Annotated in this window: 14 protein-coding genes and 1 pseudogene; 10 read left to right on the forward strand and 5 right to left on the reverse strand. The window is 70.7% G+C overall.

The window, feature by feature from the left end; genetic code table 11:
* Positions 1-253: 253 nt before the first annotated feature.
* Both OG579_RS10700 and OG579_RS10705 read left to right on the forward strand, forming a co-directional pair.
* Entirely contained in the window at positions 254-1,801 is a 1,548-nt protein-coding gene (locus tag OG579_RS10700) for an HNH endonuclease signature motif containing protein (RefSeq protein ID WP_328855922.1), read from the forward strand.
* Positions 1,802-1,829: 28 nt separating this feature from the next.
* Positions 1,830-2,786, forward strand: a complete 957-nt coding sequence (locus tag OG579_RS10705; protein ID WP_328855923.1) for an alpha/beta fold hydrolase — start codon at positions 1,830-1,832, stop codon at positions 2,784-2,786.
* Here the strand turns inward: OG579_RS10705 and OG579_RS10710 are convergent.
* On the reverse strand, positions 2,783-3,292 hold the full coding sequence (locus tag OG579_RS10710) for a MarR family winged helix-turn-helix transcriptional regulator (RefSeq protein ID WP_328855924.1): 510 nt from the start codon (positions 3,290-3,292) through the stop codon (positions 2,783-2,785). The two genes, OG579_RS10705 and OG579_RS10710, sit on opposite strands and share 4 nt — an antisense overlap.
* Positions 3,293-3,365: 73 nt before the next feature.
* Between OG579_RS10710 and OG579_RS10715 the strand changes: the two genes are divergently transcribed.
* The 3 genes from OG579_RS10715 to OG579_RS10725 are packed head-to-tail and all read left to right on the forward strand — an operon-like array spanning position 3,366 to position 7,302.
* Positions 3,366-5,471, forward strand: coding sequence for an MMPL family transporter (locus tag OG579_RS10715; protein ID WP_328855925.1), 2,106 nt, complete (start codon positions 3,366-3,368; stop codon positions 5,469-5,471).
* Between the two features lie 10 nt (positions 5,472-5,481).
* The gene (locus OG579_RS10720; RefSeq protein ID WP_328855926.1) at positions 5,482-6,420 is read left to right on the forward strand and encodes a glycosyltransferase family 2 protein; all 939 of its coding nucleotides are present in this window, start codon (positions 5,482-5,484) and stop codon (positions 6,418-6,420) included.
* Between the two features lie 51 nt (positions 6,421-6,471).
* Positions 6,472-7,302, forward strand: a complete 831-nt coding sequence (locus tag OG579_RS10725) for an SDR family oxidoreductase (protein WP_045821304.1) — start codon at positions 6,472-6,474, stop codon at positions 7,300-7,302.
* 8 nt (positions 7,303-7,310) lie between these two features.
* Here OG579_RS10725 and OG579_RS10730 read toward each other — a convergent pair whose 3' ends face one another.
* Positions 7,311-7,943, reverse strand: coding sequence for a TetR/AcrR family transcriptional regulator (locus OG579_RS10730; RefSeq protein WP_045821303.1), 633 nt, complete (start codon positions 7,941-7,943; stop codon positions 7,311-7,313).
* Positions 7,944-7,992: 49 nt separating this feature from the next.
* Complete coding sequence (locus OG579_RS10735; protein WP_328855927.1) at positions 7,993-8,604, reverse strand: TetR/AcrR family transcriptional regulator; 612 nt, start codon at positions 8,602-8,604, stop codon at positions 7,993-7,995.
* A 127-nt stretch (positions 8,605-8,731) separates the two neighbouring features.
* Between OG579_RS10735 and OG579_RS10740 the strand changes: the two genes are divergently transcribed.
* Positions 8,732-8,899, forward strand: a complete 168-nt coding sequence (locus OG579_RS10740) for a hypothetical protein (RefSeq protein ID WP_160298498.1) — start codon at positions 8,732-8,734, stop codon at positions 8,897-8,899.
* Between the two features lie 56 nt (positions 8,900-8,955).
* Here the strand turns inward: OG579_RS10740 and OG579_RS10745 are convergent, their stop codons facing one another.
* Positions 8,956-9,951, reverse strand: coding sequence for a glycoside hydrolase family 3 N-terminal domain-containing protein (locus tag OG579_RS10745; protein ID WP_408068662.1), 996 nt, complete (start codon positions 9,949-9,951; stop codon positions 8,956-8,958).
* Here OG579_RS10745 and OG579_RS21980 point away from each other — a divergent pair.
* The 4 genes from OG579_RS21980 (at position 9,935) to OG579_RS10760 (ending at position 15,370) form a co-directional block, all read left to right on the forward strand.
* Positions 9,935-10,195, forward strand: coding sequence for a hypothetical protein (locus tag OG579_RS21980; protein ID WP_408068663.1), 261 nt, complete (start codon positions 9,935-9,937; stop codon positions 10,193-10,195). The genes OG579_RS10745 and OG579_RS21980 overlap by 17 nt on opposite strands.
* A gap of 77 nt (positions 10,196-10,272) precedes the next feature.
* Positions 10,273-10,773, forward strand: coding sequence for a universal stress protein (locus tag OG579_RS10750; RefSeq protein ID WP_045821300.1), 501 nt, complete (start codon positions 10,273-10,275; stop codon positions 10,771-10,773).
* A 24-nt stretch (positions 10,774-10,797) separates the two neighbouring features.
* Positions 10,798-10,998 (forward strand): DUF2613 domain-containing protein, encoded by a 201-nt coding sequence (locus OG579_RS10755; protein WP_045821299.1) that lies wholly within the window; start codon positions 10,798-10,800, stop codon positions 10,996-10,998.
* Between the two features lie 13 nt (positions 10,999-11,011).
* The gene (locus tag OG579_RS10760; RefSeq protein ID WP_328855929.1) at positions 11,012-15,370 is read left to right on the forward strand and encodes an alpha-(1->3)-arabinofuranosyltransferase domain-containing protein; all 4,359 of its coding nucleotides are present in this window, start codon (positions 11,012-11,014) and stop codon (positions 15,368-15,370) included.
* Between the two features lie 14 nt (positions 15,371-15,384).
* Here the strand turns inward: OG579_RS10760 and OG579_RS10765 are convergent.
* Positions 15,385-16,563, reverse strand: a pseudogene (locus tag OG579_RS10765) (acyltransferase family protein); the annotation flags it as partial.
* Positions 16,564-16,583: the final 20 nt, after the last annotated feature.

Genomic DNA, 16,583 nt, shown 5'->3' on the forward strand with positions numbered 1-16,583 from the left:
ACACGCCCTCGTGGACGACCACAGACCGGCAGGCCGACGAGTACACCGCGACACACGCCACGCGTCCGACCCCCTCCGACAGCAGGGGCGCTGCCCGTCAGCGCCGCCATGATCGTACACATTTGCAGTTCTAACGGTCAGTCGCTCATCCACATGCCCGCGCCCTGCGATAGCGCGCCCACAGATGCGGTCTATCCACAGTCGAGAAGTTCCGCTTACGGGGCTTGTCGTACCCCTGTTCTAGGCTTCTCTCATGGCTGACGGGGGTTGGGCTGGGGTGGATGCGGGGTCGGTGGGGTTGCTCGCCGATCACGTTGCTGCGTCGGTGAACTCTTTGTTGGGCAACATGGTTCACGCCGCGGCCGGGCAGGCGTTCCTGGAGTGGACGCGGTACAGGGATGCCGGTGAACTGCACCGGCAGTTGGTGGTGCCAGAAGAAGCGTCGGACCGGCGGACGTTCGACGCGACCATGCAATGCGCGGCGCGGATCGCGGTCACCCATTCGATCTCCCAGGGCGCGGCCGAGCGGATCGTCGACACCGCCGTCGCCCTGCGTGACCGGTTGCCGAAGGTCGCTGAGTGTCTCCGGGACGGGAAACTGGCACCGCGGTATGTCCGGTTGATCGTCGAACGCACCGACCTCGTCACCGACCGTGACGCCCAGCAGGTCGTCGACGGTGAGATCGCAGCCGCGTTACGGCGGCGGGGGTCCTGGTCGGCGTCGCGGATCCGGGACATGGTCGACCGCAGCGTGTATCGCGTCGACCCCGACGCCGTGCGTGCTCGCCGCAAAGCAGCGGTCGATGCGCGGGGGTTCTGGACCGAGCGCCTCGACGACGGCATGGCACGGGTCGAGGCCACCTCCACCGCTGAGAAAGCCATTCAGATCTCCCGACGGGTCGACGCTTTGGCCCGCGCGGTTTGCGGCAACGACGGACGGACTCTCGCCGCGCGGAAGTCGGATGCCCATTTTTGTCTCGTCATGGGTGTGGCGTGGGAATGCCAGTGCGGCAACGATGACTGCGACGCACCCACCATCGACGATGCCGCCCCCGCACCACGTACGGTGCCCGGTACGGGCAGCAGCATGACGCTGCATGTCATCTGCGATCTGGAGACTGTCGCCGGGGACGGGGAGACGCCGTGTTTCCTCGATGGGTACGGCGTGATCTCCCCAGCCCATCTCGACGACCTGCTCGCCGAGCCTGGTGTGACGATCGCCCCGATCGGGCACCGCGATGCTCCGCTCGCCCCACACACCCCGGGGAATCCGTATCGGCCGTCGACCGCACTGGACACCGTGGTGCGGGCCCGGTCGTTGTACTGCGACGTCCCCGGCTGCGAACGACCTGCCTGGGTCTGCGACATCGACCACGTCCGCGAGTACGACCACGACCACCCCGCCCACGGCGGCCAGACCTGCCCGGGGAACACCGGATCCAAGTGCCGGTTCCACCACAACCTCAAAACCCACACCGACTTCCTCGACGACCAGACCATCGGCCGCGACGGCCGCATCGAGTCAGTGATCATCACCCCCGAAGGCCTGACGGTGGCCGGGCCCGCATTCGACGGCACCGACCTGTTCCCCGCGTTGAAAGACATTCGTTTCACCGCACCACAGAACGCACCACCCGCCGCGGACAACGCCACAGAACCTGCACCCACCAGACGCCGACCACGCCTGGCAGACAAACACGCCCGCCGCCAGACCGAACGCGAACACAACCGCCGCACCCGCGAAACCGAGGAACAGGCCCGGGCCACTGACCCCGCCAACGACGAACTGCCGCCCTTCTGAGCAGACCGGCGGCCTAGACTCGCGTCCGATGGCCCCCGACACGTCCGCAGCCGAGACCACGCCTCCCGAGCAGTTCCTCCGCGTGGGCGCGGTGACACTGTGTTTCCAGGTGTTCGAGCCCCATCCCGACACCGCGGTGCCGACCGACAAGCCGACCGAGAAGCCGACCGTCGTGCTCATCATGGGGCTCGGCCTCGACATGCTGTGGTGGCGCGACGACTTCTGCCACGAGCTGGTGGCGCGAGGTCTTCGTGTGGTGCGCTTCGACAACCGCGACGTCGGCCGGTCGACCCGCTTCCGCGGTCCGGTACCCACTGCGCTGCAGTACGTTCGGCGCACAGCGCCGGTGACCTACACCCTCGAGGACATGGCCGACGACACCGCCGGCCTCATCCGCGCGGTCGCACCTGGCGGCGCGCACATCGTCGGCGTCTCGCTCGGGTCGATGATCGCGCAACAGACCGCGATCCGGCACCCCGACAGCGTCCGATCACTGGTGTCGATCATGGGTCGCACCGGCGACCGCAGACACGGGAAGTCGTCGAAGCGATACCTGCTGGCCGCCCTGCGCATCCCGAAGCCCGACCCGGTCGAGGACATGATTGCGGCCTTCGAACGCATCGGCTCGCTCGGTCGAACCGAGGCCGACACCGCCGACGTCCGCGACATCATGCCGCGGTCACTCGAGCGGTCCACCGACGAATCCGGCTCGGGCCGTCAGATCGCGGCGATCTTCGCCGAGACCGACCGCACCCCGGGCCTGCAGACATCGACAATGCCCGCGCTCGTCATCCACGGCGACCGTGACCCGGTGATCGCGCACTCCGGCGGCGAGGCGACGGCCCGCGCCCTCCCCGACGCCGAACTGATGATCGTCAACGAGATGGGTCACGATCTGGCCCGTCGCTTCTGGCCCGAGATCATCGACGGCATCGAGCGGACCGTTCACCGGGGCGAGTCGGCCGTGAACAGGACCAACCGCTAGCTCGGCGACTCGCCGAGGTCGCGCGCGTAGCCCCGCAGCGCGTCGATCAACACACCGAACACGCGGTGCGCGGTCGCGAGGTCGGAATCGTCGAGGTCGGCGAGCGCGGCGCGGGTGACCGCTCCGAGCGGTCCGAAGAACTCGCGCGCCACCTCCATGCCGTGGTCGTCGTAGCGGAGGATGACGCGGCGCCGATCGCTCGGATCCGGCTCGCGCCGAATGTGTTCGGAGTTGATCATCCGCTCGACCAGGTAGGTCATCGCCGCCGACGACATCCCCAGCGACGAACCCAGCTTCCCGACGGTGAGTGGCTCCCCGTCCACGTCGGCGACCATGATCCGCAGCAACGCCTGGAAATCGTTGGCACTGAGATCATGCCGCCCGGCGAACACGCGGCCGATCTGCTCCGACGCAGCGGACAACGCACGCAGGTCCGACGCCATCGCCGATTCGAGACCCGTGCGGTCGAGCGCCTCACCGCCGTCGTCCGTCGCTTCGTCATGCATCCCGTCAGGTTACGACGAACTCGTCTTAAAGTCTCATTTGCTGAACAGTTAAAAATCTGAGAGTGTCTGATTCATGACCACCGCATGGGATCGCTTCGCCTCCGTCGTGACCGGACGGCGCTCGTGGATCGTCGGACTCGTCGTCCTGATCCTCGGACTGGCCGCGATGGGTGTCGGCGGCGAGAGCAGCTCGAGTGACGACTCACCGAACTCGCTCCCCGACTCGGCCCAGTCCGCCCGCATCGACGACTACCTCGCGACGTTCCCCGACGCGAAGGTCGCGAGCGCGATCCTGGTGATCGACCGGGCCGACGGCGCCGCACTGACCGAGTCCGATCGCGCCGCGGTGGTCGCCGCCCGCGAGCGCATGGTGGGCGTCGACCGGTCCACCGACTCCGCCCCGACCGGCCCGGCGGCGATCGTCTCCCCCGACGGCAAAGCGGCCATCACCTCGGTACCGGTGTCGTCGGAGATCAGCGGATTCACCCTGCGCGACACCGTCGACTCCCTGCGCACCGCCGCCGACGACGGTCTGCCCGACGGCCTGCAGGCCCATGTCACCGGCGGCCCGGCCTTCGCCGCCGACATCGCGAACTCGTTCTCCGGCGCGAACGTCACGCTCCTGGCGGTCACCGCATTGGTCGTCGCCCTGCTGCTCATCGCCACCTACCGGTCGCCGGTGCTGTGGCTCGTCCCGCTGATCGTCATCGGTGTCGCCGATCGTCTCGCCGCAGTGGCCGGTCGAGCGCTGTCGGAGGCAACAGGTCTCGCCTTCGACGGCTCCACCTCGGGCATCACGAGCGTCCTGGTGTTCGGCGCGGGCACCAACTACGCGCTGCTGATCATCTCGCGCTATCGGGAGGAGCTGCGCCGCCACCGCGACCACCGCGACGCCCTGCGCGCCGCGGTCCGCCGCGCCGGCCCGGCCGTGCTGGCCAGCAACGTCACCGTCGTCCTCGCGCTGCTGACCCTGCTCTTCGCGGCACTGCCCAGCACCCGCAGCCTCGGCGCGAGCGCCGCCGCCGGACTGCTGCTCGCCATGGCGTTCGCCCTGCTCGTACTGCCGCCGGCCCTGAGCCTGTTCGGACGAAAGCTGTTCTGGCCGTTCATTCCCCGTGTCGAGGACGACCTCGTCGAGGACGGGACCGCCGACCTGCACGCGACCGGCGCATGGCATCGGATCGCGTCGACCGTGGTCGCCCACCCGACGTGCTCGCTCGTCACCGCCGTCGTGGTCCTCGCGGTCTGCGCGCTCGGTTTCCTCGGTACCTCGATCGGCCTGAGCCAGACCGAGCAGTTCCGGGTCACGGCCGACTCGGTGACCGGCTTCGACGTCCTCGACGAGCACTTCCCGGCCGGCCAGTCCGACCCGACCACCGTGGTCGCCCGCATCTCCGCCGCGCAGGCGGTCGAGCAGGCATTGCGCACCACCGCGGGCGTCGACACGGTGACACCCACCGGAACCTCACCGGGCGACAGCCCTTCGGGGGGCTACAGCCGGTGGAGCGTGGTGCTCACCTCACCGCCCGCGTCCGACGGCGCGTTCGACACCATCGCGGCGCTCCGCTCGTCGACCGCGCGTATCGACGGCGCCGATGCGCTCGTCGGCGGCAGCGACGCCCGCGCCTACGACACCCGCAACGCCGCGGCCGACGACCGGCTGCTGGTCATCCCCTTGATCCTGGCGGTGGTGCTGCTCGTGCTGTTCGCACTGCTGCGCGCGGCGATCGCACCGATCCTGTTGGTGCTCGCCACCGTCCTGTCGACGGTCGCCGCGATCGGGCTCGGCACGTTCGTCGGCATCCACCTGTTCGGCTTCCCCGCGCTCGACAACAACACGGTGCTGTTCACGTTCCTGTTCCTCGTCGCCCTCGGTGTCGACTACACGATCTTCCTGGTCACCCGGGCCCGCGAGGAGAGTGCACGACACCGGGTCCCCACCGCGATGATCCGCGCCGTGTCGGCCACGGGCGGCGTCATCACCAGCGCGGGCATCGTGCTCGCCGCGGTGTTCGCGGTCCTCGGCGTGCTGCCGCTGATCACGCTCACCCAGCTCGGCATCATCGTGGGCCTGGGCATCCTGCTCGACACGTTCGTCGTGCGCACCGTGGTGGTTCCCGCACTGTTCACCCTGGTGGGCGAACGCATCTGGTGGCCGACCCACCCCGGGCACCGATAGCATCCCCGGGGTGGCGCCCCTGACGGTGATGATGCCGGCACGCAATGCCGAGTCCACCGTCGCGACCGCGATCCGATCGATCACCCGGGCACTGCCTCGCGACGGCCGTGTCCTCGTCCTCGACGACGCCAGCGAGGACTCCACCGCCGCCGTGGTCCGCGATCTCGCCCGTCGCGACCGACGCGTCGGACTACTCGAGTCCCTCTCCACCCGAGTGGGCGTCGTGGCCGCCGCCACCGCGCTACTCGACGCGGCCGACACGCCCCTCGTGGCACGCATGGACGCCGATGACATCAGTCTGCCGTGGCGTTTTCGTACCCAGCTCGCGCTGCTGCGACGCCACGATCTGGACCTCGCCTTCTCTCCGCTGGTGTTCATGGGCCCCGGACGGTTCGCCGTCGAGCCCCAGCCGTTGCTGTCGGCGGGCCCCGAGTCGGTGGGTCTGGAGTTGGTGCTCAACTGCGCGGTCGCGCACCCCACGATGACCGGCCGCCGAGCCGCGATCCTCGACGCCGGCGGCTACCGATCGGCGCCGTCGGAGGACTGGGACCTGTGGATGCGCCTGTCGCTCAACGGCGCTCGGCTCGGACGGACATCGTGCCCCGGACTCGCCTACCGGCGCCACAGCGGGCAGACGTCGGCGCAGTCGGCCTGGAAGGCGGCCCTGGCCTCGGACAGCACCAGCGCCGGGGTGCATCGCGATCTGTGTCGCGCCGTGCTCGGCCGCGAGTACGACCCGGGCCCCGGCGCCTACGCCGCCCTCGCCGGACCCGGCGCGCGACCGGAGCAGGTCGCCGCCGCCGAACGCCTCATCGACGAGGTCGCCGCGCAGGCATCACGTTTCCCCCTCGCGCAGCGGTTGTCGCTCGCCGTCACCGCGCACGGGGTGCGCCTGCTGCTGCGCAAGAACTACCCGCACGCGGCGTCGGGCGCGCACGAGCCCGGGTGATCCGACCCCGGATCGGGCCCCGGGGCGGCGCGCGGTGTCTAGTCTGACCCCATGGCCGAAACTGACACACGTTCTACTTTCACCGACCGCTTCCGCCTCGACGGACGCGTCGCGATCGTCACCGGCGCCGGGCGCGGCCTGGGGGCGGCGATCGCCGTGGCCTTCGCCGAATGCGGCGCCGACGTGGTGATCGCGTCGCGGACCCGCGAGCAGCTCGACGAGGTCGCCGAGACGATCCGCGGACTCGGCCGACGCGCCGTGGTGGTGGCCGCCGACCTCAGCGATCCCGAGGTCACCGCCGACCTCGCGCGCACCGCCAAGGAGGAGTTGGGGCGCCTCGACATCGTGGTCAACAACGTGGGCGGCACCATGCCCGCGGGCCTGCTCGACACCTCCGTGGCCGCCCTCGAGGGCGCGTTCCGGTTCAACGTCTCGACCGCGCACGCACTCACCTGCGCCGCGGTGCCGCTGATGCTCGAGAACGACACCACCGAGCACAACAGCCACGGCTCGATCATCAACATCACCTCTGCGATGGGACGCCTCCCGGGCCGCGCGTTCGCGGCGTACGGCACCGCGAAAGCCGCACTCGCGCACTACACCCGACTCGCCGCCGAAGACCTCTCGCCGCGCATCCGGGTCAACGCGATCGCCCCCGGCGCGATCGCCACCTCGGCGCTGGAGATCGTGACCGGCGACGAGGGGATGCGCACCGGACTCGAGAAGGCGACACCGCTGCGACGGATCGGCGATCCGGCCGAGATCGCCGCGGCCGCGGTCTATCTGGCGTCGTCGGCGGGGGCGTACACCACCGGCAAGATCCTCGAGGTGGACGGCGGCATCATCAAGCCGAACATGGAACTGCCGCTCCCCGACCTCTGAGCCCCGGTTCAGCTTTTCGCAACGCCGGAGGCGTGATCGCTCATCATCCGCGCGCCGCCGGCGAGGCCGCGCCAGCCCATGCTGACCATGAGGTCGGCGGCGGTGTCGAGGTCGATGTCGCCCTCGGAGATCCGGTCGGCGACGGCCTCACCCGCGCCGACGAGCGCGACGGCCATGAGTTCGAAGTCGATGTCGGTGGCGCCGTCGACCGTGGTGCCGCGACGCAGGAGGTCGGCGATCATCTCGATGAGGCGTGAACGACTCGCGTCGACCAGTGCGATGAACGCGGCCTGACCGGTCGCGACACGGTAGAGCACGCGCCACGACGCACGATTGGCATCGACGAAACGCAGGAACTCGTAGATGACCGTGCGGGCCTGGTCCCGCTGACGCAGTCGCGGGTCGAACCCGGTGGTCATCGCCTCGATGAAGCGGCCGCCCTCACGGCTCAGGCACGCGGCGAACAGCTCGTCCTTCGACCCGTAGTACAGGTAGAGCATGGGCTTGCTGATGTCGGCGGCCGCGGCGATGGCGTCCATCGAGGTCTCGCGGAAGCCCTTCTCGGCGAACACGGTGACCGCAGCGTCGAGCATCTGCTGCTCGCGCACGGCGCGCGGGAGTCGCTTGGTTCCACCCGCCATCGCTCACCGCCTCTCGCTGATCCCTCAGCTTAACTTACCAGGCAGTAAGTTAGGGGTTCTCCAGACGAGTGGCCCCGGCGGCGCGGAAACGAACGGCGTCGAGCGCCGAGGCGACGGTGACCGCGACCATGGCGTCGTCGACCGGGCCCAGCGACGGCATCAGCGTGCGCAGCAGGAGTGGCCCGGTGAGCAGGTCGCAGACGAGATCGGCGTCGGTGTCGCCGGCGATGTCACCGCGCGCGGTGGCCTGCTCGAGCGCCCGGCGCACGGCCGAGCGGCGCGGACCCATGAAGTCGTCGAGCAGCCGGATGCGCAGGGTCTCGTTCCGGGAACTCTCCTCGATCAGTCCCGGCATCGCCTTGACCACCAGCGGATCGGTGAAGAAAGCGACCTGCTGCGTCTGCAGGACCTGCAGATCGGTGGGGAGATCGCCGGATTCCATCGTGGGATCGAAGACGATCCTCGAACTCATCGCCGCGGAGACGACCTGCGCGAGTGAGGCGTACCGGCGGTAGACCGCCGGCCTGGTGGTCCCGGCGGCGCGGGCCACCGCGTCGATGGTCGTCGCGCCATAGCCGTTCTCGACGACCATCTTCGCTGCCTCGTCGAGGATTGCATCGTCGATCGTCGAATCTCTTGGTCGTCCGGTGTTGACCATCATTCATTACAGACTGTAACGTAACGATGCATGAGGGCGAGAGTAGCAGCGCGAGGGGACGTTCGTCCCGGGGGGAGCTGCTGTCTCGATCGGATCGGGGGGTCCGATGGGTGACGCCTGGGTATGGCTGATGAGCGCCGTGATCATCACGGTCTCGCTGGTCATCTCGACTGTCACCCTCCTCGTCATTGCGCGGCTTCGGGATCTGGGGGGAGATCCCGGAGCCGCCGATGGTCGGGAGCTCTGGCCTGTGCCAGATCTCCCCGTGACCGCCGAGCTGCGGGCACTACGCGAATGACGAACGAATTCTACGTGGGGTACTTCGTTCGTTGATCGCGTAGTGCCCGCCGACGGTCAGCAGTATGCCGTCGAGTGGAGCACTCGAGCCGCGGATCTGTCGATTCGATCCTCGGCGAGTCGCCCCGACCGCACCGCGGTTGTGAGCGCGGCCAGCACCTCGGGCACGTCATCGGTGCTCAGCCACAACGCCATGTCGGCACCGGCACTCACCGCCCGCACCACCGCCTCGGTGATCGGGTACTTCGCGCTGATCGCGGCCATCCCGCTCAGGTCGTCGGTGAAGATCGGTCCGTCGAACGGCCGACCGCCGTAACCCGCACCCGAACGCAGCAACCGCATCGCGGCGGGCGAGATGCTCGCCGGCAGTTCGTCACCGGTCAGACCGGGCACGATGAGGTGGCCCACCATCACTCCCGTCGACGGCACCTGCGGCGTCGACCGGCCCGGCAGCAGCGTGCGATACGGCACCAGATCGTCGGCGCGCAGCTGCGACAGCGGCGGCGTCCGCACCGTCCCGGTGTGCGAGTCACCCGAACCGTGGCCGTGGCCCGGGAAGTGTTTGAACACCGGCATGATCCCGGCGTCGCGCAGACCGTCGGCGAACGCCCCGGCGTACCGCGCCACGATCGCGGGATCGTCGGAGAACGAGCGATCGCCGATCACCTCGTCGTCGGACTCGTCGCTCACGTCGGCGTCGGGCGCGAAATCGACCGTGATGCCCAGGTTCCGCAGTCCCTGACCGGTCGTCCTCGCGATGGCCCGGACCTGCGCGGGGGTCTTCGTGCGCGCCAACTCGCGCGCGGAGGGGCTGTCGATGCCGAGGCTCGTCAGTCGCGAGACGCGGCCGCCCTCCTGGTCGACGGTCACCATCAACGGACGCGGCGACGCCTTCTTCACCGCCGCGAGACCACCGTCGGCGAGGATCGACTTGTCGGTGAAGCTGCCGATGAAGATGCCGCCCACACCGAAGCGCGACACCACGTCGCGCGCGTCGGCCTGGCCACTGACGCCGACCACCAGCAACGTCGCGAGCTTGTCGCGCAACGACATCGACGACACCGCCGACGTGCAGGCCGCCGACATCGACGACGCCGTCGGGGATGCCGATACCGCGGAAGCCGATGACGAGGTCACCGGGCTGCTCGCCGTCGCGGCGGTCGAGGTGCCGGGGGCGGCTGCGGGTGGGCCGTCGGTGGCGCAGGCGGCCAGTGTGGCGACCAGCAGACAGGTGCCGAGGACCCGTGGTGTCGTCCTGGCGCGGGAGACCGCTCGGGTACGCATCCGACGAGTCTGACATGCGCCGATCTGCGGACCGACACGGGCGAAGAGGACTAAAATCGGAGTCAGCGGGGTCAGACGAAGGGATATCCGATGACCGCAACCGACGACCTGATCATGATCGCCTACGACGGCAGCGACAACGCCGATCGCGCGATCGACTGGGCGGGGCGGATCTGGGCGGGCCGCGGCGCGGTCGTCGTCACCGCCTGGGAGACCGCGCTGCACCAGACCGCGCGGATGTCGAGCATGTCGGGGATGCAGCCGGTGTTCGGCACCGCGCTCGACAGCGAGACCGACCAACTCCTCCGGATCGAGGCGGGCACCCTCAACGATCGCGGCGTCGAGCGCGCGGCCTCGTGCGGGCTGCGATCCCGCGGGCACCTCGTGGAGGTGACCGGGACGGTCTGGGGCGCGCTGATCGACGTCGCCGACGAGATCGACGCCGACGTCCTGGTGACCGGCACCCGCGGCGCGACCGGCCTGCGCGCCCTCATGCGCAGCAGCGTGGCCGAACAGGTGCTCAAACACTGCAGTCGGCCCGTCCTCGTGGTGCCCGCCCGGTGCACCGGGCCGGGCACACCGGTGACATGAGCCACGAATGGTAGCTTGACCGGCATGACCGACAACCGTCTCATCGCCGGAGCCGTGGCCGGGATCATGGGCGTGATCGTCGCCATCGCGGTGGTCTTCCTCGGGGGCTACCTCGCCTCCGACGACACCCCGTCGACGTCGGTGAACAGCTTCAACGCCGACAACGGTTTCGTGAAGGGCTCGGTCGACTACGGAACGCGCGACAACGCCGGCGTCTCCAACTGACCTGAGGCCACTCATGGTGGCCGATCGGCTCTCACGCCGAGGGGTCGCGGTCGTCGCGCTGGTGGCGCTGATCGCCTCGTTCGTCCAGTCGCCCGGCGCGGTGTCGGCCGACACCAAACTCGACCTCACCGCCGATCCGCTCGGCTTCCTCTCCCGCGCCACCCACCTGTGGTCGTCGGTGGCGCCGATGGGCCAGGTGCAGAATCAGGCCTACGGTTACTTCTTCCCGCACGGGGCGTTCTTCGTCCTCGGTGACGTCATCGGCCTGCCCGGCTGGGTCACGCAGCGACTGTGGTGGGCGCTGCTGCTGACGGTGGGCTTCATCGGCATCGTCCGGCTCGCCGAGGCGCTCGGCGTCGGCAGCCGCGGCTCGCGCCTGTTCGCCGCGACCGCGTTCGTCGTGAGCCCACGCGTGCTCACCACCATCGGGTCGATCTCGTCGGAGACGCTGCCGATGATGCTCGCGCCGTGGGTGCTGATCCCGGTGGTGATCGCCCTCGACCGCTCCGAGCACCGCTCGTCGTTGCGGCAGCTCGCGTTCCGTTCGGCCTGCGCGGTCGCGCTGATGGGCGCGGTGAACGCCGTGGCCACCGCCGCCGCGTGTGCCGCAGCGGTGCTGTGGTGGGCGCTCCACGTCCCCACCGGACGCGAGGGGGCCGCCCGGTGGACCCGGTTCACCGGGTGGTGGACACTCGGTGTCGCGCTGGCGTGCGCGTGGTGGGTGGTGCCGCTGCTCATCCTGTCGCGGGTCAGTCCCCCGTTCCTGGACTTCATCGAGTCGTCGCGGGTGACCACACGATGGACCTCGCTGACCGAGGTGCTGCGCGGCACCAGTTCGTGGACACCGTTCGTCTCGCCCGACAGGGTGGCCGGGTCGCTGCTGGTGTCGTCGCCGGTCGCCGTGCTCGCCACCGGATCGGTCGCGGCCGCCGGGCTGGCCGGGTTGGCGATGCGGTCGATGCCCGCCCGCGGACGACTCGTCACCCTCGCGGTCGTGGGTCTGGTCATCATGGGCTGCGGCTGGTCGGCCGGCACGAGCGGTGGGGGCCTGGGTTCGCCTGTCGCCGACCAGGTCCGCGCGTTCCTCGACGGCGCCGGTGCGCCACTGCGCAACATCCACAAGTTCGACCCGCTGATCCGCATCCCGATCGTGCTGGGCATCGCCCATCTGCTGGCGCGGGTGCCGCTGCCCGGCGCGGTGCGATGGCACACGACTGCGACGGCGTTCGCCCACCCCGAACGATCGCGACCCGTCGCGGCGACGATGGTGCTGGCGGTCGTGCTGTTCGGCGCCGGGTCGTTGGTGGTGACCGGGCAGTTGGCGCCCTCGGGCACGGTGCGGTCGACGCCGGACTATTGGCCGCAGACCGCGGCGTGGCTGCGACACCACTCCGGCGACGCCGCCCATCCCGCGGACTCCGCCCACCCCACCCGGGCACTGGTGGTGCCCGGGGCGCCGTTCGCGGTGCAGACGTGGGGTCTCACGCGCGACGAACCGCTGCAGCCGCTCGCGACCACACCCTGGGCGGTGCGGGACGCCATCCCGCTGGTGCCACCCGGTGCGATCCGCGCGATGGACTCCGTGCAACGACAGATCGCCTCGGGCCGTGGGTCGCCCGGGCTCGCGGCGACGTTGGCGCAGCAGGGAATCGGATACGTGGTGTTGCGCGCGGACCTCGCACCCATCCGGTCGCGGTCGGCCCGACCGATCGTGGCGCGTGCGGCGCTCACCGCCTCCCCCGGGTTGTCGAAGGTCGCCGAGTTCGGGCCGCTCATCGGGCCCGGCCGGGTGAAGGGCGTCGTCGGCGACGACGGGCTGATCCCCCCGATGCGGGCCATCGAGATCTACCGGGTCTCCTCGGCCGTCGGATTCGACGGCACCGCAACGGGACTGGTCGACCTGGCCGCGATGCCGCGGGTGGTCGGTGGCCCGGAATCACTCGCTCGCCTACAGGAACACGCCGCACGCACCGGCGCCCCCGCCCTGGGTCCCACGCTCCTCGACGCCGACGCGCGCCGCGCGGGGGTGGACGACACCGGCAGTTCGGGTGCGGTCGTCACCGACACCCCCGCCGACCGCGAGGTCGACTTCGGTCGGGTCGACGACCACAGCTCGGCCATCCGCGCGCCCGGCGATCCCCGACGTACGCAGAACGCCGCACCCGACTACCCCGTCGACGGGGCGGGCCTGGTCCGCGGACAGTGGCTGCTCGACGGCCGGCCGAACGCGGTGTCGGTGACGGCGTCGGGATCTGCCTCCGACGCAACGCAACTCGGACAGACCTCGCCGGCGAACTCACCCGCCGCCGCCTTCGACACCGACGCCAACACCTCATGGGTGAGTCGCGGCCTCGACGCCGCCGTCGGGCAGTGGCTCGAAGTCGACTTCACCCGACCGCACTCGAACCTGTCGGTGACGGTCACCCCCGGTCAGGCGCTCGGTCCGGCCGTGACCGGTCTGCTGATCACCACCGACAGCGGCACCTCGGTGGCCCAGGGCATCTCACCCGGGCAGCCGGTGACCGTCGTGGCCCCGAGCGGCCCCACACGGTCGTTGCAGGTCCGCGCGATCAGCACCGAGAACGGCACCGCGGGAAGCCAGTTCGCCATCGCCGAACTGGCGCTCACCGACACCCGGACCGGTGCGCCGCTGACCATCACCCACCGCACCGTGCTCCCCACGCAACCCGCGGGGCGCTCTGTCGCGCAGTGGGACCTGGGCCAGGACCTGCCCGGGCGCACCGCCTGCGCACCCGGCCCCGACATCACCCGCTGCTCGTCGGCGCTCGCGCTCTCCCCCGAGGAACCGGGACTGTTCTCGCGGGTGTTGTCGGTGCCGGCCGACACCCGCGTGACACCGCGGATCTGGGTGCGCGGCCGGCCCGGGACGCCGTTGAACACCTTCCTCGCGCCGACCGACGCGGCGACCGCGACGGGCACGTCGTCGGTGCCCGATCAACGCGCCTCGGCCGCGGCCGTGATCGACGGGGACCCCGGGACCACCTGGATCGCGCCCGATGCCTCCACCCGTCCCGGTGCACCCCCGGCGTCGGTGCGGATCACGCTGCCCGCACCGCGAATGGTCGACTCGGTGACCATCACCCGCCCCCGCGGCCTCTACCCCGCGGCGCCACGCCGCGTCGCGATCGACCTCGGCAGCGGCCGGCAGGTGCGGACGGTGCCCGCCGACGGGCGGATCCGCCTGTCGGCTGCACGCACCTCGACGATCACCGTCACCGTGCTCGCGGCCACCGACCTCGTCGACGTCAACAGCCTGGGCTTCGCCGCGACCGCGCCGGTCGGCATCGCCGAGATCGGTCTCGGTCCCGACAGCGGGCCGATGCCGGTCGCGTCACCGGACCGATTGGTGCGCATCGGGTGCGACGCCGGCCTGACGATGTCGCTGGGGGCGACGACCGTGCCGCTGTCGGTGACGACCACGGCGCGCCAGCTGGTCGCGGGCTCACCCGTCGCGGCGACGGTGTGCGGATCCGACGCGCCGTTGTCGCTGCGCGCCGGCGCACAACCGCTGTCGGTGAACCCGTCGGGCGCGTTCACCGTCGACTCGGTGACCCTCACCGCCGCCGCCACGGCAACACAGGCGGGCAACGCCGCCGCCTCGGCAACACAGGCGGGCACCGCCGCCACGGCGTCCGACCGCCTCGAGCCGGTGGCGACCGGGACGTGGTCGGCCGATCACCGGACCGCGACGGTGGGTGCCTCGGACCGGGACCGGGTGCTGGTGGTCCCCGAGTCGGAGAACTCCGGGTGGCACGCGAGCCTCGCCGGACGCAGGCTCACCCCGATCGTCGTGAACGGCTGGCAGCAGGGCTGGATCGTGCCCGCAGGACTCGCCGGCACCGTCACCCTCGACTACCCGCTCGACGCGCCCTACCGACTCGCGTTGCTGCTCGGGCTCCTCGCGGTCGCGCTGCTGTTCGTGCTGACCGCGATCGGCGCACGACGTCCCGGCGCCCGACACGATCCGCTGTCGGTCGGCCCGCCGCCGCGCGCGCCGGGTGTCGCCTGCGTGGCCGCGGTGGCGGCGGTCGGGGTGCTCTCGGGCTGGGGCGGACTGCTCATCGGTGCGGCGGTCGCCGCCGGCGTCCTCGCCCTGCGCCGACGACGACCGCGTGCGGTCCCGGTCGCCATCGCCTCGGCCTTCGCCCTGGCGTGCGCCGGTCTGTCACTCGGTCCGTGGGGTTCGGGTGGTCCCTACACGGGATTCGACTGGTGGGTCACCGCTCCCGCGCTCGCCGCGGTGGTGGCACTCGTGATTGTCGTCGCGGTGCCGGAGTCGGCATCGGTGCGTGTGCGCGCCTTCTCCCAGGCACGCAGGCGACGCCGCGCGGGCTCCTCCACGAGCCCGTAGCTCGCCGCGGCCACCCCGATCGAGACGATCACCGTCAGCGACCACACCCACCACGGCGAGCTGCCGTACGCCGCGAAGCCGAAGAGTCCCAACACCGCGGCCAGCACCGCGAGATGCCAGATGAAGATGCCGTACGACCAGCGCCCGAGCGTCTGCATCACCGTCGAGGTGAGCAGGCGGTGGCGGTGGTCGCCCAGGACGATCGGTGCCAGCAGACCGAACGCGACCGCGGCGCCGAGCACCGTCTTGGTCGCGAACTCGGCGCTCGACACCGCGGCGAGACCGATCGGGCCGGCGATCGGGGTGCACGCCAGCGCGTACGCCACCACGGCGAGCACACCCATGATGCGGCGGTCGGCCGCGATGCGACGCGGCCACGACCCCGTCTCGTGCACGTCGCTCACGCTCTCGGCGAGGACCATGCCCGCGACGAACCAGGCCAGGTGGCCGGGTAGCCAGTTGTCGACCGCGACGCCCGGGGCGAGGGGCAGCGTCGACGCGACCCACGGCCACGCCAGGCACACCACGGCCGCCGCGACGAGCACCGGCGACCGCCATCGCACACGATCACCGCGCAGCCGCGCGACGGACACGGCGATCACCGGGAGCAGGAGGTAGAAACTGACCTCCACCGCGAGCGTCCACATCTGGGTGAGTCCCGAGGTGAGTGAATAGGGGACATAGATCTGGGCGACGAACAGGTTGGCCAGCCACGTGGTGACACCGGCACCCCGGGCCGCCGGGAGCAGCGACAGCACCACCACGACGACCACGAGATACGCCGGCCAGATCCGCACCACCCGGTGCCGGAGATAGCGGATCGCCGAGGGCGCCTCCCGCAGACCCCGGGCCGCGGCGGCATGCGGGCGCCACAGCAGGAAACCCGAGAGCGCGAAGAACACCGCCACGGCCAGGTCGAGACGGCCGAGCACCGATCCGACGACCGAGGAGTCGAACCAGCGGGTCTGGAACGCCACGTGCGTGGTGAGGACACCGAGCGCCGCCAGCGCACGCATCCCGTCGAGCGCGGGGACGTGTCCGGACGTGGCGCGCATGGACTCGAAAGTACCGCGCTGTCCGCGCCCGGCCTTCGATCCCGTGAGGCTGCGGGGCCGACTGTTAGTCTCGCTCGCAGGGTGGGACCGCTCACGTCGGCTCTGCGGGACGACGTGGCGACCACCGGCCGGACACATCGTTCTCCGAAGGAGTCTTC

This window comes from Williamsia herbipolensis (assembly GCF_036153515.1).
GTDB lineage: Bacteria > Actinomycetota > Actinomycetes > Mycobacteriales > Mycobacteriaceae > Williamsia_A > Williamsia_A herbipolensis.